This is a genomic window from Sphingobium sp. UBA5915, from assembly GCF_002431195.1.
In the GTDB taxonomy this organism is placed as follows: Bacteria; Pseudomonadota; Alphaproteobacteria; order Sphingomonadales; family Sphingomonadaceae; genus Sphingobium; species Sphingobium soli.
On the sequence record NZ_DJDV01000005.1, the window covers coordinates 18,659 to 44,398 of the forward strand.

At 60.6% G+C, this 25,740-nt stretch carries 28 protein-coding genes and 1 pseudogene; 10 read left to right on the forward strand and 19 right to left on the reverse strand.

Annotated features, from left to right (window positions below; translation table 11 throughout):
- Positions 1-3 precede the first annotated feature (3 nt).
- The 10 genes from B2V90_RS00615 to B2V90_RS00660 all read right to left on the reverse strand — a co-directional run bounded on the left by B2V90_RS00615 (position 4) and on the right by B2V90_RS00660 (position 8,167).
- The gene (locus tag B2V90_RS00615) at positions 4-243 is read right to left on the reverse strand and encodes a hypothetical protein (RefSeq protein WP_017500731.1); all 240 of its coding nucleotides are present in this window, start codon (positions 241-243) and stop codon (positions 4-6) included.
- A complete protein-coding gene (locus B2V90_RS00620; RefSeq protein WP_038292639.1) occupies positions 240-587 on the reverse strand; it encodes a hypothetical protein in 348 nt (115 codons plus the stop codon). The genes B2V90_RS00615 and B2V90_RS00620 overlap by 4 nt, the downstream gene beginning before the upstream one ends.
- The gene (locus B2V90_RS00625; protein ID WP_017500733.1) at positions 584-3,112 is read right to left on the reverse strand and encodes a TraC family protein; all 2,529 of its coding nucleotides are present in this window, start codon (positions 3,110-3,112) and stop codon (positions 584-586) included. Before B2V90_RS00625 ends, B2V90_RS00620 begins: the two co-directional genes overlap by 4 nt.
- Entirely contained in the window at positions 3,109-3,717 is a 609-nt protein-coding gene (locus B2V90_RS00630; RefSeq protein WP_017500734.1) for a TraV family lipoprotein, read from the reverse strand. Before B2V90_RS00630 ends, B2V90_RS00625 begins: the two co-directional genes overlap by 4 nt.
- A 32-nt stretch (positions 3,718-3,749) precedes the next feature.
- A complete protein-coding gene (locus tag B2V90_RS00635) occupies positions 3,750-5,099 on the reverse strand; it encodes a TraB/VirB10 family protein (protein ID WP_293919430.1) in 1,350 nt (449 codons plus the stop codon).
- On the reverse strand, positions 5,096-5,875 hold the full coding sequence (locus B2V90_RS00640) for a type-F conjugative transfer system secretin TraK (protein WP_026109090.1): 780 nt from the start codon (positions 5,873-5,875) through the stop codon (positions 5,096-5,098). Before B2V90_RS00640 ends, B2V90_RS00635 begins: the two co-directional genes overlap by 4 nt.
- Entirely contained in the window at positions 5,859-6,494 is a 636-nt protein-coding gene (locus tag B2V90_RS00645; protein WP_017500737.1) for a TraE/TraK family type IV conjugative transfer system protein, read from the reverse strand. Before B2V90_RS00645 ends, B2V90_RS00640 begins: the two co-directional genes overlap by 17 nt.
- A gap of 8 nt (positions 6,495-6,502) precedes the next feature.
- Complete coding sequence (locus tag B2V90_RS00650; RefSeq protein ID WP_026109091.1) at positions 6,503-6,769, reverse strand: type IV conjugative transfer system protein TraL; 267 nt, start codon at positions 6,767-6,769, stop codon at positions 6,503-6,505.
- Between the two features lie 117 nt (positions 6,770-6,886).
- On the reverse strand, positions 6,887-7,216 hold the full coding sequence (locus B2V90_RS00655; RefSeq protein WP_017500739.1) for a hypothetical protein: 330 nt from the start codon (positions 7,214-7,216) through the stop codon (positions 6,887-6,889).
- Between the two features lie 174 nt (positions 7,217-7,390).
- Positions 7,391-8,167 (reverse strand): DsbC family protein, encoded by a 777-nt coding sequence (locus tag B2V90_RS00660; RefSeq protein WP_017500740.1) that lies wholly within the window; start codon positions 8,165-8,167, stop codon positions 7,391-7,393.
- Between the two features lie 477 nt (positions 8,168-8,644).
- Here B2V90_RS00660 and B2V90_RS00665 point away from each other — a divergent pair, with 477 nt between their 5' ends.
- Positions 8,645-9,157, forward strand: coding sequence for a hypothetical protein (locus B2V90_RS00665; RefSeq protein ID WP_017500742.1), 513 nt, complete (start codon positions 8,645-8,647; stop codon positions 9,155-9,157).
- Between the two features lie 85 nt (positions 9,158-9,242).
- A complete protein-coding gene (locus tag B2V90_RS00670) occupies positions 9,243-9,455 on the forward strand; it encodes a hypothetical protein (protein ID WP_081600906.1) in 213 nt (70 codons plus the stop codon).
- Positions 9,456-9,466: 11 nt separating this feature from the next.
- On the opposite strand, the gene B2V90_RS00675 is transcribed toward B2V90_RS00670, so the two are convergent.
- The gene (locus tag B2V90_RS00675) at positions 9,467-10,453 is read right to left on the reverse strand and encodes a fructosamine kinase family protein (RefSeq protein ID WP_349681201.1); all 987 of its coding nucleotides are present in this window, start codon (positions 10,451-10,453) and stop codon (positions 9,467-9,469) included.
- Positions 10,454-10,485: 32 nt separating this feature from the next.
- Here B2V90_RS00675 and B2V90_RS00680 point away from each other — a divergent pair.
- From B2V90_RS00680 to B2V90_RS00705, 6 genes and pseudogenes are all read left to right on the forward strand, one after another.
- Positions 10,486-10,659, forward strand: a pseudogene (locus B2V90_RS00680) (transcriptional regulator); the annotation flags it as partial.
- A gap of 99 nt (positions 10,660-10,758) precedes the next feature.
- The gene (locus B2V90_RS00685; protein ID WP_293919439.1) at positions 10,759-10,905 is read left to right on the forward strand and encodes a hypothetical protein; all 147 of its coding nucleotides are present in this window, start codon (positions 10,759-10,761) and stop codon (positions 10,903-10,905) included.
- A gap of 9 nt (positions 10,906-10,914) precedes the next feature.
- The gene (locus B2V90_RS00690) at positions 10,915-11,538 is read left to right on the forward strand and encodes a GntR family transcriptional regulator (protein WP_017500747.1); all 624 of its coding nucleotides are present in this window, start codon (positions 10,915-10,917) and stop codon (positions 11,536-11,538) included.
- Between the two features lie 180 nt (positions 11,539-11,718).
- The gene (locus tag B2V90_RS00695) at positions 11,719-11,850 is read left to right on the forward strand and encodes a benenodin family lasso peptide (protein ID WP_232015888.1); all 132 of its coding nucleotides are present in this window, start codon (positions 11,719-11,721) and stop codon (positions 11,848-11,850) included.
- A 67-nt stretch (positions 11,851-11,917) separates the two neighbouring features.
- Positions 11,918-12,577 (forward strand): lasso peptide biosynthesis B2 protein, encoded by a 660-nt coding sequence (locus tag B2V90_RS00700; protein ID WP_017500749.1) that lies wholly within the window; start codon positions 11,918-11,920, stop codon positions 12,575-12,577.
- A gap of 547 nt (positions 12,578-13,124) precedes the next feature.
- On the forward strand, positions 13,125-14,369 hold the full coding sequence (locus B2V90_RS00705) for an asparagine synthase C-terminal domain-containing protein (protein WP_293919431.1): 1,245 nt from the start codon (positions 13,125-13,127) through the stop codon (positions 14,367-14,369).
- Here the strand turns inward: B2V90_RS00705 and B2V90_RS00710 are convergent.
- From B2V90_RS00710 to B2V90_RS00725, 4 genes are all read right to left on the reverse strand, one after another.
- Entirely contained in the window at positions 14,342-16,384 is a 2,043-nt protein-coding gene (locus B2V90_RS00710) for an Atxe2 family lasso peptide isopeptidase (RefSeq protein WP_081600907.1), read from the reverse strand. The two genes, B2V90_RS00705 and B2V90_RS00710, sit on opposite strands and share 28 nt — an antisense overlap.
- The gene (locus tag B2V90_RS00715) at positions 16,384-18,933 is read right to left on the reverse strand and encodes a TonB-dependent receptor domain-containing protein (RefSeq protein WP_293919432.1); all 2,550 of its coding nucleotides are present in this window, start codon (positions 18,931-18,933) and stop codon (positions 16,384-16,386) included. Before B2V90_RS00715 ends, B2V90_RS00710 begins: the two co-directional genes overlap by 1 nt.
- Positions 18,934-19,041: 108 nt before the next feature.
- Positions 19,042-20,082, reverse strand: coding sequence for a FecR family protein (locus B2V90_RS00720; RefSeq protein ID WP_017500754.1), 1,041 nt, complete (start codon positions 20,080-20,082; stop codon positions 19,042-19,044).
- Positions 20,072-20,638: an RNA polymerase sigma factor gene (locus B2V90_RS00725; RefSeq protein WP_026109097.1), complete on the reverse strand. Its 567-nt coding sequence runs from the start codon at positions 20,636-20,638 to the stop codon at positions 20,072-20,074. Before B2V90_RS00725 ends, B2V90_RS00720 begins: the two co-directional genes overlap by 11 nt.
- 622 nt (positions 20,639-21,260) lie before the next feature.
- Between B2V90_RS00725 and B2V90_RS00730 the strand changes: the two genes are divergently transcribed.
- Entirely contained in the window at positions 21,261-21,566 is a 306-nt protein-coding gene (locus B2V90_RS00730; protein ID WP_157228489.1) for a sigma factor-like helix-turn-helix DNA-binding protein, read from the forward strand.
- Positions 21,567-21,672: 106 nt separating this feature from the next.
- Here the strand turns inward: B2V90_RS00730 and B2V90_RS00735 are convergent, their stop codons facing one another.
- The 4 genes from B2V90_RS00735 to B2V90_RS00750 form a co-directional block, all read right to left on the reverse strand.
- Positions 21,673-22,407, reverse strand: a complete 735-nt coding sequence (locus tag B2V90_RS00735) for a dienelactone hydrolase family protein (RefSeq protein ID WP_157228480.1) — start codon at positions 22,405-22,407, stop codon at positions 21,673-21,675.
- A gap of 39 nt (positions 22,408-22,446) precedes the next feature.
- Positions 22,447-22,734: a hypothetical protein gene (locus tag B2V90_RS00740; RefSeq protein WP_017500758.1), complete on the reverse strand. Its 288-nt coding sequence runs from the start codon at positions 22,732-22,734 to the stop codon at positions 22,447-22,449.
- Positions 22,735-22,764: 30 nt separating this feature from the next.
- On the reverse strand, positions 22,765-23,679 hold the full coding sequence (locus tag B2V90_RS00745; RefSeq protein WP_157228481.1) for a dimethylarginine dimethylaminohydrolase family protein: 915 nt from the start codon (positions 23,677-23,679) through the stop codon (positions 22,765-22,767).
- A 599-nt stretch (positions 23,680-24,278) separates the two neighbouring features.
- Positions 24,279-24,827 (reverse strand): hypothetical protein, encoded by a 549-nt coding sequence (locus tag B2V90_RS00750; protein ID WP_017500760.1) that lies wholly within the window; start codon positions 24,825-24,827, stop codon positions 24,279-24,281.
- A 306-nt stretch (positions 24,828-25,133) separates the two neighbouring features.
- On the opposite strand from B2V90_RS00750, the gene B2V90_RS00755 reads away from it, so the two are divergent.
- The gene (locus B2V90_RS00755) at positions 25,134-25,724 is read left to right on the forward strand and encodes a TerD family protein (RefSeq protein WP_026109100.1); all 591 of its coding nucleotides are present in this window, start codon (positions 25,134-25,136) and stop codon (positions 25,722-25,724) included.
- The last annotated feature ends 16 nt before the right edge of the window (positions 25,725-25,740 follow it).

A 25,740-nucleotide genomic window follows, 5' to 3' on the forward strand; every position in this document is an offset into this window, starting at 1 on the left:
GTTTCAGTGGACATGACGCTTCGCCCACCATGGCTTGCCCTCGTCATCACGCTCCCCGCGCACAGCGACGATCAGCGCGGCGAGACCGAGCACACCTGTCACACCGAGGAACAGGCGGAGGGATGTGGGCAGTGGATCCGATGCCTGCAGCACCAGCACCGTCTGGATCAGCAACAGGAGATGGGTGCCGAGCAGCAGGCGGACCGGACCATGGGCGGGGGAAGAGGTGAGGATCCCGCTCATTGGCCGCGCCGCCAGCGGGTGAAATGATCGAGGCCGCGATCGAAGGCACCGGTGAGGCCGATGAGCAGCATGCCGCTCGCAAAGCAGCCGGCCGACACCATGATGGCGGCGCGCAGGACCATGGCGGCAGGTTGGTGGAGGGCGAGGCCGGCGCAGAGGATGAGCGCGCCCATCATCAAGGTTTCGATCGTCACGAGCCGGAAGCGCCAGAACAGGGCCTGGTGCTGGGCGAGGCTCGCGGCGCGCGCTTCGATCAAAGCTTCGATCGTCGGATCGAGATCGAGGTCCAGCTGTGGGCCTGTAGGCTTAGTGTGCGGTTGCTGGGCGGGAGGATTTCGCATCATGAGAGCTCCTGCGACGGGTAGGATCTTGGCGCGCCGAGCAGCTCCGCGGGGTCGACGCCGGCGAGATCGCAGACCGCTTCGAGCGGCGAGAGGCCGGCGCGCAGGCGCGCTTCGAACGCGGCTACCTCCTGGGGTGCTGAGGTGTTGATCCAGTAAGAAAAGGGATCGACGACCAGACGGGCGATGCCGAGGCCGAGCGGCGAGTCGATGAAAACCTCGGAATAATGCGGCTTGTTGTTCCGGACCGACTTCAGGAGATCGAGGACGAAGCCTGAGTAATCCAGGATCTTGTTCTCGACCGCGCGTTCATAGGTGGAGCCCTGAAGCAGGAAGCGGGTAGCGGCATTTTCCAGGATCACCTGCCCTGTGCCGCCGAACAGCAGCAGATCGTTCATCGACTGGAGGACGACCCCGAAGCTCCCCTGATATTTGCGCGCGCGCCTGTAGCCCTGGCCGAACACTTCGGCGAGGCGGGAGAGATCCTGGCCATCGGTTCGGGTCATGAACTGGGCGGCTTCATCGCACAGGACAAATCTCGGTCGGTCCCGGGCGGAGAGGTAAAGCTCCTGGCTCACCGCATTCACGACCACCATGACGATGACGTTGAAGAGGTCCGGCATGGCTTTCAGGCGTTCGAGTTCAAGCACGACAAATTCGTCGGCCGAGATGTCGAAGGTGGAGGGCCCGTTGAAGAAATGGCCATAGGCGCCCGAACTGCCGAAATCGCGCAGGTTGAAGGCGAGCTCACGCGCAACGGGGACGAGATGGTCGACCTTGTCGAGATCGCTTATGGCATCGGCTGGATAGGCACCGAGCCAATCCCGCACCGCATCGATCCCCGCTTCCGCGCGCCCGCTGTCGATCGTCCACTGGACGGCGGATTTGAGCAAATTCCATTCGGACGTCGTGACGCCCTTGCGGGTCGCGGCATTGGCCATTTCAGCGACGATCGCAACGGCCATGGAGATGGCTGACTGGCGATCATCGCCATCGAGCGCAAAGCCCATGTCGAAGGGATTGAGGACCAGCGCTTCCTCGCCAATGTCGATATAGCGGCCCGAGCAAAGGGTGCAGAGCTTCCGGTAGCTGCCGCCGATATCGATGATGCGGATGAGCGCGCCCTGCGCATAATATTGCAGGCAGAGATTGTTGAGGAGGAAGCTCTTGCCCGCGCCGCTCTCGGCCGAGACGATGAAGTTATAATTGTTGATACGCGGGTCGAAGAGATCGAGCGTGATGAGCTGGCCCTTGCGCCCGACATAGAGAAGGGCAGGCCGCCCGCCGCCACGAAAGTCGGTCTGGACAGGCGCCAGCAATGCGGCCGCCTTGGCCGGCATGGGAAGATCGCGCTCCAGCATCCGCAGCGTCCGGCGCTCAGGGTAGAAGCCGAAGGGCAGGCTCATAGGCAGCAGGATGGGATTGAGATAGCTCTCCTCCTGCATCATCCATGGCAGCGGCTCGCTTTCCCAAAGGCGCTTGGCGCGGGCGGCCATTTCACGGGCCTGTGCGCTGTCGCGGCCGAAGACCCAGACGGTTGGGATGACCGAGACGAAGCGGCTGTTGCCCGCTTCATCGAGCACCCAGCCAATCTCCTCGATCTGCTTTCCGACCTCGACGGCAAAGCTTCCGGCCGCCTTTTGCGCGGAAAGGATCTGCGCGCGCTTGTGGATCTCGAAAGCCGAGTGATCGAAGAGGATGTTGAGCGTATAGAGGAAGGGGCCGCCAATCTGGTCGCTATCCTCGGCCGCGCCGCGCATGCCTCCGAGCAGCCGGTTGCAGCGCTCGGCCGTAACCCGGCGAGCTGGTGATTTGGGCGTCAGGCAGCGAGCCACCTGATTGCCAAAATAAAGCTCCGGGCCATCGAACAGCAGGTCCGGGCCTGCATCGATGATCTGTTTGCGCACCGGGCGCGCGGGATGGTCAGGGGCGCCCGTGGCAAAGACGCCCGGAGCCGGATCGAAGGCGCCGTTGAAGATGCGGCGATAGAAACTCACTAGCGCTTCAGGCGCCATGCGCACGATCCCGAGCTTGGAGAGCTGCTCCTCGATCTGGCGGCGCAGGTCCGCGCCCAGCGGGGTGCGCGATTTGATTGCGAGCAGCACGCGGAAGTTACGGACGGGAATGCCATGAAGGGCTGGGAGTCCTTCGGTTCCATGGCGCAGATATTGTGCCGTGCGCCGGGCCGATGCCTGGACGAGTGGATCGGGCCGGGATTTAAGATCGAGATAGGCATCGAGCGCCTGGTCGATCAGCGGATCGGCAAAGCAGTGGAGCTGGACCACGGTGCCGGTGCCGAACTGGATGTTGAGAAGGCCGAGCAGCGCCTGATGCACATGGGCGAAGAGATAGGCCGACGGCACCAGCTCCCAGGCCTGACCCCAGCCATCGTCGATGGTGAGGAAGGCTTCCTCTTCCTCGACCCAGCTCACCATGGGCAAAAAGTCTGAATAAGCGTCGCGCGACACGCTTTGTTGCAGCCGCTTGATGGTCATGCCGCCGCCATGGCGTGTGCCGAGCCCCCTCATTGATCCTGCTCCTGTGGCGGCGCCGGGATATCGCTATCGGGCAGCGTGGGCCTGGCCTTGGTCTGTTCAAGGATCGGCGCGCGCGCGGCCGGTTCGGTCGGATTGACGAGATAGTCGCCGACCACCCACTGCGGCTTGTCGAGGATCGAATAGACGTAGCGCGGCATGTAGAGCCGGTCGGGCCGCTCGCGATCGGCATAAGGCAGGATCAGCGTGCGGACCGTGCGGCCGGGCCGGAGCATAGGCGTGACCGGCGCCTCGACGAGGCCCTGAAGTTCGCGATAGACGCTGCTGCGGTAGCCGACATAGCCATCCGCGGCGGCATTTCGGCTGCTCCGTTGCGCACCGGTGCGCCCGAGAGTTTCGTCGGCCCGGCTGCCATTCGTGACCTTGGGATCGGATTTCGATGCCCGTCCGGCCACGGCGTCGGCATAGGCCTTCTCAGGATGGATGCACTGGCCATGATCGCTGTTCTTGCAGCTGAACTTCTCAGGATAGGGCGACATGGCCGAGCCGATCGCCGCGCAGCCTGGCAAGATGCCAAGCAGGAGGAGCAGAGCGGCGCTGGACAGTCGTGCCGCGTTGCGAGGGTGCTGGGTGGGCATGGGATACTCTCCCTGGGGGCGACAAGTGGGCATCAGAATTTGGTGGCCGTGGTGGGTTTGATTTCCAGAGCCAGCCCCTCCTGGATCACGACCACCACATCCTTGGCGGCGCCGACCTCCACGATCGGGCCGGCCTGGCGCGCGAGATCGAGGTAGAAGTCGGTGAGCTTGTCGGAAGATTTGGACAGGCCGCCTGCAATGCCGGTCTTGAGCGCATCGCCCGCGTCCAGGGATCGGACGGTGCCGAGCGCCGAGGTCGAGGTGTTGCCAAACGTATTCTCGACGCTCTGGCTGACCCCGGCGATGGTGCCGGCGATGAAGGTGCGGGCGAGCGCAGCGCCGGCGCGGGTAACGACCTTGCCCGACAGTCCCTTCTTGCCGTCGGTATCGACGAAGAAGCCCTTGATCGGCTGATCGATGACCGAGCGTTCGTCAAAGTCCACGCAGGAGAGCGAGATGAGCTGGACCTCGACCCGTTCCTTGGCAAGGCTGCCCGTGGCATTGCCGATGACAAAGCATCCAGCAAGGTTGGCCTTCACATCATTGGGCAGCACGACGGGCGCCTGGACGCGGGCGATGAGGGGCTCGGGATTGCTCGTCGCGTCCCGGCTGGCGAGCGCGTCGATCCCGGTCAATAGGCGCGCCTTCATGAAACCAGGCGGCAAATAGATCGTCCTGGTCTTTTTTTTAGCGCCATTTGGAGCAGCGGATCCTTCCGCGACGATTGCGCTGGTCGCGGCACCTATCGCGCCGACCTGGCGCTCGACCGGCGGGGCAGGTGGCGCTGCCGGCGCGCTAGGCATGGGCGGTGCAGGCAGGCTCCCGTCAGCGCGTTCAAGTTCGCTTTGGGAAGGGCTGGGCGGAAAGGCCGGGATGTCGCTTGGCATGGCGTTTGGGAGGTCGTCGTCTGGTGCGTCGCTCGATGCTGGACCGGCGGTGCCTATCCGGCCCTCCTCGATCGCCGTGACTCTGTCGCCAAGCAGGTTCTGCCCATCGAGGATTTTCTTGAGGTCGCCGCGCACCTTCGTTTCAAGACTGTCGCCACGAAGGCCCGCGCCCATGTCGAGCTTCGAAGCCGCCGGCGCCTGGGGCGTGACCTTCTCCGCGCTGTTCGAGGCCGAGTAGAGGCCATAGCCAAAGAGGGCGACCAGCACACCGATGGCGGCCTGGCGTGCGCGCAATTGCTGGTGGGGGCTGAGCGTCGCCCAGCGTTCCTTCAGATCGAGAAGGGCCGGGCCGCGCAGGTGAAGGACGCTGTTGCCCATGTCACTCGTTGCCGACGACGGGCGGTTCGGCCGCGAATGGCCCCTGGCGCCGCTGCCCTGCGCGGGCGAACCGGGTTCGTCTGGGCTTTGGGGCATATCCTGTCGCTCATCGCTCATAGCCCGTCTCCCCGGCGCAGGATTATGAGGCGAGCGGTCTCCCCGGTGCGGAGAGAGAGCCTATCAAGCGTCGCGCTGAAGATGCGGGCGCCAAGCGCTGTATCGAGGAAGAGGCGCTCGTCGACCTCCATGTCGCTTATGGCGTCGACCCGATATTCCGATGCGTTGAGGCCTGCGCCCTCGACGGTGACGCGGCGGTGTTCGGTGATGTGCAGCGCGGGTGCGGCGGGGAGGGTGATTTGCCGGCTGGCGGTCGCCACCTCGGTGAAGCTGGCCGGCACCCGATCCTGTAAAAGGGACAGGGTGATCGAGACCGCACGATCTTCCTGCGCAAGCGGGGCGAGCAGATCCTCATTGGCACGGGCGCGCTGCCGGGCGCCGGGCACCAGTATGATCGTCTGCGCCGGGATTTCGGAGGGCTCGGCGTAGAGCGGGTAGATTGCCCCGTTACAGGTGACGAAGAACTCGGACGGCGTCGTCACATAGCTACGGGTGATCTGGCCGCTGTCGTCGCTTTCGCGGACAAGGAATTTGACCCAGGCGTCACCGCCGCCTTTCTCGACCGCGAGGCCCTTCTCGGCGGAGAATTTGACATCCTCTATCTCCCCGCCCTGACAGATGAGATGATTGACGTCCCGGTTCGAGAGCCGGATCATACTGGTCTGATCGGGCAATGCCTGGATCGATTGCGCCTGTCCCGGCGACGCTAAGGCGATGAGAGGCAAAAGTGGCAGGGCGGCGCGAGGCGCGCGCGCTCGGTTACCCAAGCTCGGCATCGAATTTCTCCTCGGTGAGAGACAGGATCCAGAAGCGACCGGCATCGATCGTGTATCGGATGCGCAAGTTTCCCCGGAATTTGCGGATGACGCCGCCGATGACGCGGACCTTCTCGACCGGCACGATGATCTGGCGATCGGTCCAGGTGACGGGCTGATCGGGCCGAATATAGGTGGCGATCGAGAGCGTGGGATTGTTGGCGAGCTCATCGAGCACGCCATTCAGGCTGTCCCGCAGGCCATTATAGGCGGTCGGGTGGACGATGCTGAGCAGCTCCTGAAACTGCCGGTCGGCAGACAGAGCAGAATAGGTACCCGAGAGCGCGACGATATTGCGCGTCATGGCGCGCAGATAGGCAGAAGATGGCTTGCCGCCGGTCACGTAGAGATCGCCGCCGGCGCCGAAGGGAATGACGATCGTGCGTTGGTTCTGGGACGTCGAGTAGAGCGTAATGCCCAGCACTGCGGTCACGCCGAACAAGCCGACAATCGAGAATTTGAGCAGCCTGTTCTCCTCGAACAGATTGGACGATCCCTGGAGGTAGCGGTGAATGCCGAAGCTTGCCGGTTTGCCGAGCAGCGGGTCGGGCGCCTCCTGGGGTGATTTCTGACGAAACATGATATGCCTCACTCGCAAAAGCGGGTCTGGGTTGGCCCGGGATAATGGGGGAGGCGGAGCAACCCCCAGCGCCAGGCCAGATGGGGCACGAAACCGCGGGGCTTCGTCCGCTTCCAGGGAATGAAAAGGAGAAGGACGCCGAGGAGCGACCAGCCCACCAGCCCGCCGACGATGACGGCGACGAAGATGGTGGAGACCACGAGGATGAACTCCTGCGCGTCGAACCAGAGGATCTGGACCGGCTTGTGCAGAAATTGTGGAAGTCTCTCGTCCACGTCCTTCTCCCTTGCTTCACCCACATCTGAACAGATGTGAGGGTTACGAAGAGCGCGGTTCGCTCTCCGCCCGGCGCGGGGCCGATGAAGCCCCGCGCTGGTCTTTTGGCCGGTTCTTCAGACGATCATGCCGAAGGTCTGGAGGATGGAGTCCGCGCGGATGAGGCAGACGGCGGCCACGATCGTGGGAATGCCGATCATGATATTCGAGAAGAGACGCGAGACGCCGAACAGGAAGGCGGCGACACCGCCCACAAAGCCCAGCGGTCCCTTCACGCCCTGGTTCACCACGATATCGTAAATGTCGTAGCCAAGGTCGCCCGCGGTCGGTGCCTGGAAAGCGTGGGCGGCCGATGCGAGGGCGAGGGCAGCGACGAATGTTCCCACGGCATCGGCCGACGAAAAAGACGGGCGGCGCAGGCGCGGCAGATGTGCAAGCTTGATCATTTGTTTAGGTCTCCAGAAACGAGAGGAGCCGCCCCAAGACATGCCTGCCGGCACCGACTGGGTGTTCGCTGTCGGCCGACGACAGGCTGGGTGGCTCCTCGAAGATCGGGCGCCGTCGTCGGCATCTCGAGGCCTTGGGCTGCCATGCAGCCTTGAGGCCCGCCAGAATTAGGGTCAGGTCGGCGGCTTAGCTGACGGCCGCTGCTTGGCGAGCCAGGCTTCAATCTCGGCCTGTTGGAAGCCGGATATGAGTTGCCCATCGAGAATAAGCGTCGGCGTGCCCGATATGCCCATGGATTTGACCGCTTGGCGATGGGCCTGAACCTGGGCGGCGCCATCTGTGCACCGGTTGAGGGGCTTTGGTGGCTCACCGGCATAGGTCGCGCGGAACGCTGCCTCGCGGTCCTTCGCGCAGAGAATATGCTCGGCCTTCGAGGCTGCCTCTGGATGGATGCCGGACACGAAGTAGATCTGGCGGCGCACCGGTTTGCCTTCGGCCGCCTTGGTAGCCCAGAAGCGATCGAGCGCGCGGCAATAGGGGCAGTCGGGGTCGGTAAACTCGATCACCATTGGGGCGCCGGGCGGTCCGATCAGGAGCGCCTGGCTTTGATCAAGGGTCTTGAGTTTGGCTCGAGCCGCGGCATCCTGGGACAGGGCCGTGAGGTTGACGCCATTCTTGTCGTAGATGGTCGCGAACAGGAGATGATCGCTTTCCGGCGCGTAATAGAGGATGCGGCCGCCGGCGCTGGCCTGGAAAAGCGGGCCATGGATGGGAGATGGCGCAAAATCCTCGAACTGAAGATTGGCGAAGCTTTGGCGCAGCTGGGCCTCTGCAGATTTTGCGACTTGGGAAAGGTCCGGGTCGACTGGCCCCTGACTGAGCGCTGGTGCTGCGATGCCGAGCATCAGAACCGCTGCAATCAGGCTCGGTCTGTCGAGATGCCGGGTCATTGATCGCTTCCTGCGTCCGGACGTGTTTTCCTCAAGAGGAGGCGCTGATCGATCCTCACCGTGCTTCCCAGATCCATGGTTTCCTCTGCAGGCAACGCAGTGCGAGGCTCGCCGATGAAGAAATCGGCGCCGATTTGGGCAATCGCCAGTTTTTGTGGAGCCAGCGGCGGCCCAATGGGGCGTATCTTCCGGGCTGCGGACGCAGAACCCGGAGCGAGGACGAGTGTGAGCAATCCGGCCATGATAGCCAGGCGTGACGCTGACATTGGATAGGTCTCCCTATTGCCGGGCGCATTCGCGCTCTGGCCTTGCGGTCCGGTCTGGGCTGAGTCGTTGCGTTCTCTTCGAGCGGCGTCTCGACCTCTGATCGGGTGGGACAAGCGATGCATCCAATGCTGCACACTCGGCAATGGGGAGGGCACTGAGATGCCGTAAGCGGCACTGAGGTGCCGAAATCGGCATTTCAGTGCCGCTTTTATGCGCATGGACAGCTTCAAAATCGAATTCGGTCGTCAGGAGACAAGCGGATTTTGCGAATCAGAAAGGCTATCGATGGTGACACCCAAGTCTCGGACCTACCGGCTGCATCTATCGGAGGAGGGGACCGACACGTTTCTCGAATGCCATTCCCGGTTGGCACGCATTGCCAGGCGGTTCATTCCTTATGGAACCACGCTGACCGTCGCCACGCTGCTCCTCGAGGCGCTAGAAGGTCCGGAACTGTCCGATGAGCTTTGCGCCCCGGTAGTGAACCGCCTGGCCGGACGGATCGAACATTTTGTCGGTGCTTCGCCCTGTCTCGCCCAAGCAGCGGCAAAGATGCTCGACCACATCGAGATTGCACCGGGTGGCGGGCCCTCCGTCACGGCCGCCCGGCTTTTCATGACCGCCATCGCGCTCATGTCCGCAAGTGAAGACAGCGAAATTGAGCGAGCCTATCGCCGCATCGGGACGGCGTTCGCGCCACCGAGCCCTGAGACGCCCGGTTGAGCCGGGATGTTGTTCATCGACAGTCGGTGGCATCACCGATCGTTCCGGCGCATAGCGCAGCGCGGACCTTTTGGGGGAACTGGCAATGGCACAGATCACCGACCGCGATCTTCACCTGGTAAAGAAAGCACTGTGCCTGAGCATCGCTGTGATTGAACAGCAGCCTGACGGTCCGTTCCGCCCTGATTCCGATGCCGCCGACATGAAGGATCTCGCCGATCGGCTCATGGCGAACGATGCCGAACTTGCCCATTATCTCCGTTCTGCGCGGATAATCCTGGCGGGTAAGCCCGAATAAAGCGCGATTTTCTAAAGGCCGAGCATATCCAGGCAGGCGCTGGCCTGTTGATGATAGGCCCCACCAAAGAGGCGAACATGGACCAGGAGCGGCCAGAGCCGATAGACGGGCTGTCGCTCTTGCCATCCCTGTTCAAGGCCGCAGGCATCGTAAAAAGCTGCCGGGGGTTGATCGAACAGGCTGAGCATCGCGAGGTCGACCTCGCGGTCACCAAAATAGCAAGCCGGATCGATCAGCCCCGAGACCCGATCTTTCTCTATAAGGATATTCCCGCCCCAGAGATCTCCATGGAGCAGCGCAACCTGAGGCCCAGTTGGGATATGGTCGGCCAGGCGGTCGGCGAGCCGACTGACCCTATCCGCCAGATGTGGCTCGATATGGGGAAGATGGCAGCACAGGCGCCTCTCCGCCCAGAATTCGACCCAATTATCAGTTCTGCCGTTGGGGATGGCGACCGGCCCGAAACCATGATCCCTGTCCCAGCCCGATTGCTGCCGAGTGGGTCGGTGAAGATGATCGAGGACTTCGGCCAGCTGCGCCCAGGAGCGCGCGATCTGGCCCGAGCCAGGCAAATCCTCAAGGAGCATCAGTCCCTTCTCGACTGCCAATACCGACGGGACCGGGGCCTGCGTTGCATGAATAGCGGCAAGCATGATGGCTTCCTCTTCCACCAGCGGTCCGCGCTTGGCGATTATCGATCGTCCGTCCGCAAGGCTGAGACGCAACACGTTGCTGAGGTCGCCGCCTGAAACGCGCGCCGCACTCACCACGCGTACGCCCATTAAACTTCCTGCACGCGTGAATATTGACCTCATTTTGGTTGGGTCTCCTGGCGTCGTTCCGTCATAATATCTGTTGCACCTGAAGTTGAGGCCGCGCGCCTGATTTTCCTGCTGAATCACGCAGGATAGGTAAATCTCGCTCACTCTCAAAATGGGAGTCAAAAAATTTGACCCACGGCACATTTCACACGACCCTGATCGAGTCGGAATGTGCATGGGAGCTTTGAGACGCGATCAGGGAGGCCCTGATGATCTCATCTCAAGGCGGCGCCTTTGAAGAGGGGGCGTCGATACTGGCCGAGGTCAAGACGATCTCAGGTCGCCGCATAGAAGAACGGCGCAAACGCCATCGCATTACGCAAAAGCAACTTGCTGCCGATGTCGGGATCGGCGTGCGGTGGCTTCGTGAAATCGAGGCGGGCAACCCGAAGTCCCGTGTCGATGATCATATCGCTTGCGCTCATGCCCTTGGGCTCTCCTCAGCGCACCTTATCATTCCAATGCTGTTTCTGGAGCATAACATGCACTTTCCTCGCCATTTCTTTCTCGACGACATGCAGAAGCTGGAAACGCTGCTGGTCGAATTCATCTCAAATCTCAGCCTCAAGACATTCCTTCAGGCCGGTAATGGACACAAGGGGCCGGGCGGCGCCGGCTCGGCAAGGTAGAGCGGACTTATGTCGCCCGACGCCTTCACCGCCGATCGCATTCACCGCGAGATAAAGAAGCTGATCATGGCCGGCAAATTCACGCCCGGCTTGCCGCTGACCGTCCAGTCGCTCGCCGACGAATTTGGGACGAGTACGTCTCCTGTGCGAGATGCACTCAATCGGCTGGTGGGCGAGCGTCTCGTTGAAACGCAGGGCGGCGGTGGGTTTGCTTTGCCGGAAATCACCAAGCGTAACGTTTACCATCTCTACAGCTACCATGCCGACCTTGTCCGGACGATCGTGAAGGTGATGGTTCGACTGGAGGAAATGGGTTCGCCACCTGCTTTCGTCGTCAACAGATCAGCGCACGGCCTGGCTTTGGCTTATGCGACCGCGGAGTTTTTTTCGCTGCTGGCATCCTGCTCCCCTAACCCCGAACATTTAGATGCGATCGTACAGGCGGGCGAGCGGCTCGCTATTCTCCGACTGCACGAAGGCCCTATCGGTAGGCAAGGCGAGGAACTCGCGACGCTATGGAATGTAACCCGTTCGGGAAACAGAAACGCAACACGGATCGCTATGTGGCAATATCACCGTCGACGTTTGTTACGAGCTGATCAAATTTCTTCAGCGGCGACACGAATGAGGTAAATCCTGAAAAGCCTTGAAAGCCTCGCTTCGCTGCCTGCCAAGGCGTTGCCATATTTCATTCGATTATGACGGCGATCATATATGCTCTCAAAATGAGAGCATATATGATCGGATATATGGCTTTTCTTTCATACCATCAGCGTTGCCGCAAATTCCTGCGGCGCAATGATGGAGATGAACATGTCCAATATCGAACATGACGAAGATATCGTCGATCTGGGTGCCGCTTCCGTCGAAACCCAGGGCGCCATCCGTGGCGTCCTCGACCTCACCGGTGGTCAGCTGAACCAGATGGGCATCGCTGACGACTGATCGATGAGGCGCGCGTCCTTTTGAAGGGCGCGCGCCGTAATCGCGTCTTCGAAAGAGGGGCGGACCCATGCGGTACAAGCTGAGGAATGGCCTGGCCTTCTGCGTCACTGGCGGAAGAACGATCTTCCTGGACGTCGCGGCTGATCGCTATTTCGGCCTGCGGCCGGAATGGGATGCAGCTTTCAGGAGATATCTTGAAGACAAGGAGGACGGTCCCGGGATCGAGCCCTTGCTGCGTGGTCAGATTCTCGTCATGGCAGATGAATGTGAACCATTTAGTCAGCAGGCTGTGATCCCGCCGGCTCGCCGGGAGGTCTTGGCTGAGTTCGGCCATCGCCTGAGCGGCAGGAGCTTGTTGTTCATTCTTGCCCAGTTCAGGGCGATGCTGGACCTGCGGTTACGCCGCTTTGACAGGATCGTATCTGGGATTGCCGATCGGTCGCGAGGACTCGGTGTCGTCGGTTGGAATTGTCCTGATTTGCGCGAGTGGGGACCAATTGTGGGCGCCTTTGCGGCCTCCGCGCCGCTGCGTCCCCGCAATACCCACTGTCTGACCAATTCGATCGCCTTCATGGACATGGCTTTGTCGGCGCGGTTGCCAGCCAAACTGATCCTGGGCGTCAGCGCATCGCCCTTTTCCGCCCATTGCTGGGTTCAGGCAGGTGATACGGTCTTAAACGACCGCCTCGAGAATATTTCGGCGTTTGAGCCGATCCTGGCGATCTGAGATGCTGGAACGCTACCTCGCAATCATTGATTATAGCGGTGCGCCGCTTGAGAGGCTCTCCTCCGAATTCCTAGCGGCCTCCGGGTTCCAAAGCGTTCTACCCGGAAAAAGCTGCGCGCTTTTGACCGGCTGTGCCGCGCAATTGCTCACGCTCCCGGCCGACCGAGGCGCGGTGATCGGCCCGGTGTTTCCGCGCCATGGTCCTGCCGCGCGCATATTGCCGAGCGACAGGATCTTTCCCGATGATATGCTCCATGGTGATCCAGTCGCGACTTTAGCTGAGCGCTATTGGGGCGGCTATGTTGCCTTGCTCACGCCTGAGAATAGGATGCTGGTCGCGCGTTCCCCCGGCGGCGCGCTGCCAAGTTATTTCACGATGCTTCCAAGAGGATGGGCAATCTCGTCAGACATCATGCTTCTCGTCGAAGCAGGTCTGGTTCGACCGTCGGTGAGTTGGGCGGAAATTCCACGCTATCTGGGCGCCAAGGACCTGCCACAGGCCAGGACGGCACTCGATGGCGTTACGGAATTGCTTCCTGGTACTGCGGTGGAACTGGTCGAGCGAGAAGCTCGGGCGTGGCAGTTCTGGAACCCTTGGGATTTTGTTTCCGAGCCGCTTTTCTGGGATAGCGAGGAGGTTGCCGAGCGCCTGCGCCGCACAGTTGATCATTGCGTTGCGTCCTGGGCATCTACCTCGCTGGCTCCCATCCTCACATTATCAGGAGGGCTCGATTCCTCGATCGTCGCGGCGGCGCTTTCCAGAGTAGGCAGGCGTGCGAGCAGCGTGACGATTTCGACCCTGAGCCGTGATGGCGATGAGCGGGACTATGCCCGCGTAATGGCGCAGGCATCGGGTATGAACCTTATAGAGGCCACTTATGATCTGGCGGATGTGGATATGTCCAGATCAGTGGCAGAACAATTCCCAAAGCCGATCGGATTCGTTCACGAACTCGCCTATCATTCGGCCTTGTTACGCGCGGTTGGCGAGGCTGGCGCAGACGCCGTCTTTACCGGAAATGGCGGCGATAACGTCTTTTACAATAGTAGTTCTGTTCGGCCATTTTTCGACGCGTGGAAAGCCAGAGGTTTCCACCGTGAAACCGCTCAGTCGATAGCCGATATCGGGAGGGTGACCCAGGTCCCTCGATGGGAGGTATGTCGCCAGATCGTCAAAGCCGCTCGCACTATGCGTCGGCCCTATCGATGGCATCTCGACATTGATTTGATGGAGGCGGACGCCGCTGAGGCGTTGCAAGCAGACCCGCCGCAGCACGATTGGCTAGAGAAGGCACCACTCACACGGCCCGGAAAACTGGGCCATATCGCGCTCCTCCTGCGCGTTCAAAACCATGTCGAAGGCTATCTGCGTGGCTTCGGTTTGCCCATGATCGATCCGCTCATGTCGCAACCGATTGTCGAGTTGGCTTTGGCCATCCCGACCTGGAAGATGATAGAGGGCGGGAGAAATCGGGCCATAGCGCGTCGGGCCTACGCCGACCTTCTCCCGCCACTCATCCGCGACCGTCGGCGCAAAGGAAGTCCGAGCAGCTTCGCGGTAGACCTGGTCAACCAGCGCCTCGACGAGATACGCGAGCGGCTGATGGATGGTGAACTTGTTCGTCACCGGCTTGTCAGTCGGTCAGCCTTGGACGAGGCGCTTGTCCATGGGCCGGCCATTGATCGTCACTATGTCCGCCTCATGGCGCTTCTCGACATGGAGGCGTGGATTACGCGCTGGCAAGCAATCCCGAATGGTCAGGGTCATCCACCCGGTTTTGCCTCTCTCTGATTCCAGCTTCTTCGCATCTGTTGCCACCGCTCAGCCTCTTGGGCTGCTTGGCTTCCCCCAACAGGCAACTTGTCGAGCAACCAGAAATTGAACCAGTCGATAGCCCGTCGATAGATCGCAACCCTATGAGCAGGTTGTCGTTTCACATGATGCTCATCCGGGAAGACATAAAGATCCACGGGCTTGCCGGCGCGGCGAAGGGCTGTGAGGGCTTCGAGGCCTGAAAGATATTCATCGTCCGACATCTGGGCCAGGACCGGGAAGGGAATGCGATTTGCATTTCGCGCCCAGGATAGGCCCTCCCAAAGGGACGGATTGTCGGAAGGGGAGGCGGGCCAGCCCAGCTTTTCATATTCCGCCTGAATAGCAGGCCCAAGGAGCCAGGTTTGCGACCCTTCCCAGCAGCAACTGCTGATCGCAGCCGCTTTGAAAAGCGTGCTGTGAAGAGCAGCGAATTGCACGGTCGATACGCCATCACTCAGGCCTGTGATGCCGATGCGTGCTGGATCGACGAGGCCGGCGCTAATGAGCTGCTGAACCTTCGTCTCGATGGCTGACAGGATGCTGCGCCGTTCCATGAAGCCGTCGAGCTGGCGCCGCTCTCGTTCATGTGGGTCGATCTTTTGATCGCGCAGTGGCGCGGGTGGCCGCTGGATCGAGAGAACCAGATATCCGGCCTTCGCAAGCAACTGGATAGGATATTCGTCTCCCGTACCGCCGCGCAGAAACCCTCGGCTTTGATATTGGACGACTATCAAAGGATAGCGCTGCCCGACCCGGTAATCTGGTGGATAAACGAGGTCGCCATAGCATTCGAGATCGCGATCATTTTTCCATTGCAGCCGCTCCGCATGCCCGAGAGCGAGAGAGCCGAATTCGGGATTGGGATTGAAAATCACCTGCGACCGACCGCTTTCGGGATCAATCCGATCGAGATATCTCGGTGCTACCGATTGCTCCCGGGCACAGATAATGTCCGTGCCAAGAGCGCCACAATTCATAAGCAGGTTCGATGTCTGCATGATTTTGCGAACGGATTTGCGAGCCGGTTGCCATTCATAAATTCCCGTCAGGCTTCGGCCCCAGCCTTCACGCCGGACATAACGGATAGCGTCGCCGGCCATCCATGGTTGTCCCTCGACATCCGTGCAGCGACTGTCGGCGCAGATTATTTGCGCTGTCCCATCTGTAAGGGCGAGGCGGCTGACGCCATCGACGTCGACTGCCAGCGTCGCCGCTTTTCGATGTGCTCGGGATGGAGCGTCGGACGCTGAGAAGATCAGCGCCTGTGTGGGCGCGGCCAGGCGATGTTCACCAGTTAAGATGTTGATTGATACAAAACTGTAATGGGCCGGCCCCCGCGGAAACGGCCGGTTTCTTCCGTAAGGAAACCAGCGTTCATCAAAATGATATCCTGACAAGCTCTCTTGATCGAGCGCATCGCTGGCGCTTGCGTCGTCCCGTACTTTCGCGATGACCGATAACCCACCGCCGTCGAACCGGAAATCGACGATATCATCGTCGAATGTCGCCGTCATTTTGCTCCTACTTCCGTCCCAACTCCAGAGTTGGAGGCGGCCATCGACATATTTGAGATAGGCAAGATGTTTACCATCGGGCGACCAGCGGGGTGTGATGACCTTGGGAAAGCCGCTCGGGAACCCCGTCATCCCGTAATAATCGTCAAAACGCCAGAAGGCTGCGCCAGCGCCGCTGTCGATAAGGCGCGGACTGCTCCCCAGCGCGATGACATAAATGCCCGAACAAAAATCATTGCTGGCGATGTTGGCTCTCGCAACGCTGACGGCAATGGCCTGTCCATCGGGAGAGACTGAAAACATGGGATCTACATCAAGATCGGGGATGGATCCCATGTTCAGGGTTTCAATGAGATCGCCGGCCGAAAGTGAATGGCTTGGACCTGGGCTTTTGATTTGTAGCGCGGCCTTGCAATCCGACGCAGGGGTCGGACTGCTCGCCGCTGCTGCCAGCGCTAGGGCAAGGAGCGGGAGCATTACCAGGCCTTGGAAATCGTTAGGCTGACGAAGCGGCCGACGCTTGAATAGTTGGTCGCGTCATATGGCGGGCTGTTCGCCCCAGAGGTTCGGATGAGCGAAGGCATTTCATTGAACAAATTCTGCGCTGACAGAAGGAACGACCAGCCCCCGAGAAGCCCGGGTCCGTCGAACTTGATATTGGCGCTGAGGTCGACCGATTGGAAACTGTCGACCTTGTAGACCTGCGTTGTTCTTCCGTCGGTCGTGCCGCCGATATAGTTATAGCTCGCTGTCAGCCCGATATTGCCCCGTTGCCAGCCCGCGCTTGTTCGCGCGCGCCAATGCGGTGGGTTGAAAATTGTGCCAGCCCTCTCGATGCTGGGCTGGCTCGCTGACAAGCGTTGGTCGCTCTTGAGATAGCTGGCGTTCGTCTCGACACTGAACGCATTGGCGCCGTTGCGGAAGGCGTAGGAAGCCGTGACGTCAACGCCCTGGATTTTCTGCCGAGCAGCATTTTGTAGCTGGTTGTGGACGATTGCGACAATGCCGGCCGGGTCATACGGGCCATCGGTCTGATTGCTGACGCCAAGCGGCAGGTCGGTGGTGGCGGCCAAAACCTCGGTGAGGCTCGGATTGAGCAGGACGAGGTCTGCATATTCACTGCGGAAAGATTGATAGTCGTCGGCGATCGGGCTGACGACCCGCCCCTTGTAGCGGACATGGAAATAGCTTGCCTGCAGGCTGAGCCCCTCGACTGCTCTCGGCGCAAATTCGGCAGTAAGGGTCAACGTCGTCGCCCGCTCGGGGGCGAGGTTTCGGCTGCCGCCGGCGAGAACAAGGACGGCTCCGGCTGTCGCGGGACTAGGCGTGAATTCGCTCGAAGCGAGGGTATAGCCCTGTTGCACGGTGTTGCGCTGGCTGAGCGTGGGCGCCTTGAAGGACTTGCCCCAGCTGCCCTTGAACATGAGCGCATCGACTGGCTGGTACAGGATACCGATTTTTGGTGTGGCTAGCCCGCCAAGATGGTCATAGCGCTCATAGCGTAGGGCCCCGGACAGCTGGAGTTTCTGGATGAGCAGTAAAGCATTCCGATCTGACACCAGCGGCACGACGACTTCCCCAAAACCATAGATCGCCGTTTGGGAATCGAGATAGTTTACCAGATTGAAGGTGCCAGCGGCGCGGACGCTGCGGACCGAAGCCGCGAGGCCATTGGATCGAAGACCAGCACCAAGCGCGAGGCGGACATCGCCGCCCGGAAAGGCGAAGAGCGGACCGTCGCCGCTGATTTCAGCCGACCATAGATCATTTTTATAGCGAATGAGGTTCTCGGCAAAACGCACTCCTCCTGAAAAGATGGAACCATCAATCTGTGTATCGCTGACGGCTCGTGTAGCTCTCGCTGTCACATCCCAGTCGGCTGGTAGATGAAAGGTGACCGAGGGGCTGACGGAATAGCTCTCGACAGCCGAGCGTGTCAGATTTCCACCGGTCGTGACTGGCGCGGTGGCGCTGAAGGGCAGCGCAGCGCGTGACCGGTGATTATTATAATGAGCGTCTATTTCAAACTCTGCCCCGTCCCCCAGGCGTTGATGCCCGGCCAGGATCGCACTGATCTGGCGCTGCGATGGCAACAGCGTCGTTCCGGGTTCCATATTGGCTGTCAGATCACGCTGCGCGGCTGTGATATCGGAAGCCTGGCTGAAATCGCCGGCCAACATCATCCCGCCGCCCGACCAATGGGCGCCCGACACTGCACTATATTGCTGCTGGAAGTTGCCGCCCTCTGTCGCGGCCCCGAGGCGAACGCTGGTGAGCAGTCCGTCATATTCCCGCCGCAGGATGATGTTGGCGACACCCCCTACGGCATCTGAGCCGTAAAGTGCCGAGGAGCCATCAGCGACAACTTCGATCCTATCGATGGCTGCAAGTGGGATTGCGGAGATATCCACGCCCTGGCTGGCAGCGTCATAGGCGAGCCGGTGACCGTTCAAGAGCGTCAGGGTCGTGTCAGGGCCAAGGCCGCGCAGATTGAGCGCGGAAGACGAGTTCACATTTTCCGAACCGGTCTGGACACTGGAGATGACACCCGGGTTCTGACCGCCGGAAAAATTCTGCGGGATGCTGCGCGCGAAAGAACCCAGATCGCTATATCCAAGCTCAGCGATCTTCTCGCGCGAGGATGAAAGGACAGGGGCTGTCGGCTTCGCTCCCCTGATGCGTGTGCCTGTAACTGAAAACAGCACATCCGTCGCGCCGGTTACCTCCTCGCGCGACGGTGCCTCTCGCCCCCGCAGGGTTATCGTACGATCCCTGATCTCGGCAGTGAGGCCCGACGGCGCGAGGAGGGCGGCCACGGCTTCTTCGACCGTGTAGGCGCCGGCTAGCGATGGGGCGCGCGCGCCCTTGAGGCTCTTGGGGTCGGCGACGAGCTGGTAATCGCTGCCGCGCGCGACGCTTCGCAAGGCTGTGGCAAGATCCTGTTCAGGCAGGTTGTAAGTCTTTTGCGCGTCCTGCGCATGTGCCTGACTGCAAATAGCGCCCATGCAAAGTGCAGCGCTGGTCATCAGCGCAATCTTTACGATTCCCATTATGTGCCCCTATTTCATGCTGCCTCTTTTTTGAGGTTCAATAGGGAAGACGGGAATCTGTTTTTCTAAAGCCGATTGGCCGAATTATTTCTTCTCGGTCAAAATCAGCTTATTGGGTTTCGATCGGTCGATGGTGGCATCAAGAAAGCTGGCCAGCCCCTGCGCGACACGCTCGATGTCGCGAATGTCGATATCGGCGAATATCTCGCGATTGCCGAGCGCCGGCGTCGCCAGTTCAATCTTGGTCTCGCTATAGCTGTTGGCTTCGGCGATGATCTCGCTGATGGGAACATTGTCGAAGCTCTTCACACCGCTCACCCATTGTTGTTCGGATAGAGGCACAGGGATGACAGAAATCTCGGTGGCGAGTCTAGTCTTCAGCTTGAGCAGCTGCCCGGGCTGGAGCTGAAGCGGCGTCGCCTGATCGGCCGGGATCGAATGCGTAAAGGCTACCATGACGGGGGTGTCGATGGGATTGACGCGGACACCATTTCTCAAAGTTATATCGAAACTGCCGCCCTGGCTCGCCACGGTCGTGCCTGCGGCACTGACGACGAATGGTCTTTGAGCGTCCCGCGTGACGCTGAACCGCGCCCGTCCGCGCTTGATTGCCACATTGCGATTTGTGGCGGTAATCTCCACGAGAAGAAGCGTGTCGGTGTCGAGAAGCACCGATGTGCCGTCGCTTAGCCGCTCGGTACGCTTTTCTCCCACCCGGGTCTCGATCGGCGTGCGGGCTTCGCTTTGCGCGATCAACCTTGGCGCGTCATCTTGCGATCGCCACCAGATACTTCCCACGACGAGCACGAGCGCGAGCGATGCGGCAAGGGGCACAAACGGTCGGAAGCTTCGCTTGTTCTTGGGCGCATGCAGCCGGCGTGAACGCATGCGGAGCTCTGCAGCGGCGCCGCCTGCCTCAAGCATTTCGCGAACGGCGTCGAGATAGCGGGCCTCGCGGGACGGATCTGCCGCCACCCAGGCTGAAAAGTCAGCCTGATGCTCCCCCAGCCTGTCGAGGGCGGTGGGATCGGGAACGGCATGGTGATCAGCGAGGATGAGCATTGCCCACTCCATCGCCTCCTGATTGTCGCGCGCCGCTCGGGCAGCGCCAGTGTCAGTCATCATTGGCCTCGCGGTGGGCAACCACATGCTTGATGGCCCTTAGCATATGCTTTTGAACCACCCAGAGCGGCACATCCAGCTCCTTGGCGATCTCGACATAGGTCTGCCCTTCGACGCGGTTCCGCAGGAAGATGTCGAGCGTGTCGGGCTTGAGCTGGTCGAGGATCAGCTTCCAGCGGGTGAGGTCCTGACGTGCCTGCGTCTCGCGATGCGTATCGCTGGCGGCAATGAGGTCGAGATCGTCATCGAGCAATGTCGAGCGGCGCGATAGAAGCGTCGAGCCGCGCGCGATGAAATCGCGTAGCAAATTGGTTGCGATGCGCGTCAGATAGGCTTGAGGGCTTTCCAGCGCCTGGGCGGGCGCTGCGCGCACGAAGCGTGTAAAAGCCTCCTGGGCCAGTTCATCTGCGTCGGCCTGGTTACCGAGCTGGCGCGTGAAGAAGCGCATGAGGCGAGGCTTCTCCCTGTTGTAGAATTCCGGAAAGCGAAAGGGTTCGGCTTCGGAATCCGTGTGTCTGACGGGACCGCGTACGCGATCCTCGCTTCTGCCATGGCTCATCTGTCGCACCTATGTCCATCTCGGGGCGACGGCCGTGAGCCGGATGTTCGAAACCTGTGGAAACCGCAGGCGCATGCGCCTTTACCGTTGCCGGCTGGACATGCGCGCATGCCACCCGGCCCCAGTGAAACTGTGACCGAGCTGGTTTCCAAGGAGTTTCGACGCCCCGCTTCCCGGCTTTCACGGGAAGCGCGACCAATTTGCCGGAATGAAGGGTGAACGCAACCCCAAAGAGCGCGCTTTGTGACGTTTTTGCGCAGGCAGGCTGGAAGAGAAGAAAGGGGGGAGGGCGGCTGCTCGCTGCGCGAACACCGCGCTCTTGCCGGAGCGGCGTGCCGCCGCACCGGCCGGCCTCGGCTGCGCCGATCCCGGCCCTTCGAGCTGCGATCGCTGCCGCAAGAACGGATGCTTTAATAAGAACAAATGGGGCGCGGGAAGGGGCATCATGTGGAACATGGCGACCCTGAACAGCCGTGGTCGCCATCCCTCAGGTCCTCAGAAGGGAAGGGGGGAGGTGGTGGGTGGAGGTCGCCAGATTGGCTGGCTGCCATCCTGAAAGGAGTCTTCCCCCATGGCCCAACATCATAATGTAAGCAGCTGTCTCGCGAGGTTCGTGACGCGGATGCGTGACCGCGTCGCTGATGACATCTGCGCCGCGCGTATCGAACGCTACTTGGCAACGGCGGCGCTCGAAGAGGGCCAGCCGCCCCGTAAAGCGGCGGGCGAGAGGGATCCGGGTATCAACGAGGCGGTGGCGCGGATGGATGCCCTCACACGCGGCATTCTCGCCCTGGTGGTCAGTCAGAAAATGAGCGTCTCGCAGATCGCCCGGCGTTTCGGGATGAGCGAGGAGCGGGTCTGCCGGCATTTCAGGCGCGCCGTCGAGATGGTCGTAATGAGGCGAGACGATGGAAGCTGCGGCGAATAGCATTCATATCATGGGTTTGCCCGGCATTCGATATGCACGGCGGTGGACGACAGCGCCTGGGAATTGCATGGCAGGGGCCAATTATGGAAGGGGGCGCTTCTGGAACCTAAACGACACTCTGAGAGGCAAGGTTGAGGTCGAGAAAATCGATCAGCGCGCGCCAGGACAGCCCATGTGCGGTAGCGTCATAGGCCATGCGCGCGTCGCCCAGCCGATCGACATCCTCGTTGGTGAAGCTATGCCAGGCGTCGCCATAGGTCGTGATCTGCCAATGCGCCTGTGCCTGCATCATCTCCCTCTGGAACGCCGCAACATCTTCGTGAGGTACGAGCGGATCTCGCGCGCCGGTAAACACCGCTATGCGCGCCTTCACCTCACCAGCTTGCGCCGGTCGAGCCGTGGTCAGCAGGCCGTGGAAGCTGGCGACCGCTGCTATCTCGGCACCAGACCGCGCCAATTCCAGAGCGGCAAATCCGCCGAAGCAAAAGCCGATCGCGGCACTGGCGGCAGGATTGACCCCGGTCGCGGACAGAAGCGCGTCAAAACCCGCCCTCACTCGTCCGCGCACAAGATCAGGATTGCTGCGAAACGCATCCAGCGCATCGCGCATCGCCTCGCCTTCTAACGGCTCGCCATTTCCGTGCATGTCGGCTGCGAGAGCAGTATATCCGAGATTGGCCAGTTTGCGGCAATGGCGCCGGACATTGCCACCAATTCCGTCCGCTTCGTGGATGACCAGTACGGCGCGGCCATTGGGCTGGAGCCTTGGCCGAAAAAGCTCGCCGAGCAGAGCCTTGCTCCCATGGAAATAGGCATAGGGCTCGCCGCCAATGTCGTTCATCAAGCGTTCCTGCATTCCGGTTTTGGGAAGAAGGGCTTCCTAATCAGCTCCTGCCTCTACCAGAATCTGTTTGATCAGCTCCAGCTGCGCTTCGTCGTTCACGTCAATCGAAACGAGGACGGGCGAATGCAAAGCAGCATCGTCTCGTTCCTCTTCCAGCGGTGCGGCTGCGTCTCCGCCACTAATCTCCTCCCCGACACTGTTTTCGGGTCCATCAGCGGCGACAAAAATGTCGCTGCGCTCGATTCCGTGAGTCTGCACCAGCAGTTCAACCGCGTTTTCAGCTTCGGCGCGGGTGGCGAAGCGCGCTTCGATTGTCTGGCTCATCGTTACTCCTCTTTTGTAAATGAACAGGCATCAGGCTGGGATGCGGCGCAGCGGCTGAGTGAGGCAGTGTATGCCTCCCCCGCACGCAGCGAACTGAGAAATGTCGATCTCGTCCACAGCGTAGCCCGCCTTGCGCAGCGCGGTCGTGACAACCGTATCGGTGGCGCTTGTGAGGATTCGGCGCCCGCCTAGCGAAAGGATGTTACAGCCGAGCGAGGACGAGAGCGCCGTGGGCATGGGGATGATTTTGATACCGCGCTCATATAGAGCCTCGACGAACGTCGGGTCCAGCAGCTCCAGGCAGCCGATCGCCTCGTCCTTTTCTACCATGCAGAAAATAGTGTCGAGGTGCAGATGGTCGGCATGAAAGGGGCATAGCAGCACATCCCAACCCGCAGCCCGAAACGGCGCCGCGAACTCTTCCGCCCCCGCGGCGCAACTGCGTTCGCCCGACATACCCACTATGAGGAGACCCTCTCGCACAACGCAGACGTCCCCGCCTTCGATCGTGCCACGCGTGATCTGCCGCACAGGTATATTCCACTCAGCACAGGTTTCCAGCAGCGCATCGACTTCGCCTCGGCGGTGCGGCATGGCTGGATTGAGGGCGGTCATGCCCCATGGCGTCGCGACACCGATGTCGCGGGTGAAGCACATGTCCGGCAGATCGCGAAGTGGGGCGAGGCTATGACAGCGCACGCGATGCCGCTCTAGCGCCTCTACAAGCATGTTATGCTGCCGCAGAGCCTCAGCGGCATCGGTCTTAAAGCCGGCAGCCAGGGCCTCACGGGTGACGGCGCAGCAGGGCACGGGCGTCAAATGAAGCGGCGGGCAGAGGATGACGTCGGTCAGCCGGTCAGTCTCGCTTACAACATGACTCTCAAGAAATGCCGGCGGCACCTTGCCCGCCATGACGCCATCAAATGCACCGAAATCGACTTTCATGGTCATCTCCTGACCACGACAACCGAAACCCGTTATCGGCAGTTCCCCAGCTTATCATCGGTTAGGACGTTTTGAGGCGATCGGGTTGGCATATCGGGAGCGCCTGAGGCCAATCGGCGCGCGGCTTTTTGACCGGCGTTGGGACATTCGCGACAGTCAACTTTCGGACGTTCATCCAAGGAAGCAGACATTCGCCACCTTTATCATCACCACCGTATTGCGCCCAAAACTGGTCATTGAGGAACTGTTCGGCGATCTGGAAAGTGGCGGGACCGAAGCTGATCTGCCTGGGCCGAAGCTTCACTCGGTTGCATTGTATCTTGCAGGGGCTACGGCTTCACACTGGAGTTGCCGTTGCTCTCGCCATCCGGCTCCGGCCGGCGGCGGCGCCCGGCGAGCGAGGTTGTGGTCACGATCCCTATCTGCTCGATTGCTGAGCCATGTTCAGGCGCAACCTATGACTGGGTCAAGTGAGCCGATATCCGCCACCCGTCGAATGGATGATCGGCCGCATCATCTATGCAGCCGATCATGATATTCACCGCCTTAGCAAAGCAATTCAAGCCTGTCTAAACCGGACCTGCAGTGCTACGTATGGCCTAACTCTTGATGGTGTAAACTTCTTCAGTCTTTGAACCATCTGAATATGCCTCGATCACTCGCACCTTGTTGCCCTCAAACGAGAATGTGAGGATTTCGTCCTCTGGACCATCACGCCACCTTCCAGTGCCTGATCCAGCAAAGGAGTCCACGCCGCGCCAGTGAATCCTATTCCCTACAATCCGACAGTCCTGCTTCCACAGCTTCCCGTCATCCGGACGCTTATACTGATTGTGTACAATATCTCCGTCCGCAGAAGCCTTCATAATGGACGGGCTTTTCCCCATCAGAATAGCGATCCCAGCTTTGCAGGCACGGACTTGATCCTTACGTGACAGCGTAGTTGGCTCTCTGGGGGCAACGGCTCCCGGCTTGTCCATTTTGCCAAGCGCGGCGTCTGCATGATTCAGCGCCTCATCAGCCGCAGCTTCCGCGAGCACTGTCTCATTCGCTGCACGCACGGCCTCTCGCTCGTCTGACGAGGATCCGCACGCGGGAAGCCCGCCCATGCACACCAGCAAAATAGCAGTTGAGTGTAGCTTTTTCATTTGCCCTCCCGATGAAGTCTGCTCTGCCTATGGCGGTAATCACTTCCAGCCAAGAACCAGCTAACCGGCATTTTCATCCCGGAAATTTTCCGGATTGCACCATGCATTCGACTGAGAGAGCGAGACCATCGAAATTTTCATAGGGGCTTCCCCATGTTCATTTAAAGATTAAGATGCATTGCAAGGGGGAATTCGTGAATTTTTAAGCTGTTCTGGCAATCCTGCGGCCCTTCGGACGGAGGGCAGTCGCCTTGCGCGGCAAAGATTGGCGATTTCTACAAAAATTAGCACGAGGAAAGTATAACGATGACGGTAACCCTGCGGAAGAACTCGAGCGTCAGCCTTCAGAAGCAAGCCGGCAGTACCCTGACAGGTATTACTTTGGGCGTCGGCTGGGATGTTGCCACCAGCGGCAGCGGTTTCATGGGCAAGCTGTTCGGTGGCGGCCAGCCGGAAAGCATCGATCTTGACGCTTCCTGCATTCTCTTCGACGGCAGCGGCAAGCCGCTCGACATCGTCTATTTCGGCCAGCTCAACAGCAAAGACGGTTCGGTCCGACACAGCGGCGACAACCTCACCGGCGAGGGCGACGGTGACGATGAATCGATCGCCATCGATCTGACCCGGCTGCCAGATCTGGTCGAAACGCTGGTGCTGACCGTGAACTCCTTCCGGGGCCAGACCTTCGATAAGATCCAGAACGCCTATGGCCGCGTCGTGAACTCGAACGGCACGGAACTGGCGCGCTTCGACATCTCCGACTCCGGCCCGCACACCGGCCTGGTTCTTGCGAGCGTCACGCGCAATGGTGGCGATTGGACGTTCAAGGCCATCGGCGCCCGGGCAACCGGCCGCACGGCTCATGACCTGACGGCGGAAGCCGCTCGCCACATCTAATGCCTTTTGGCGGGGA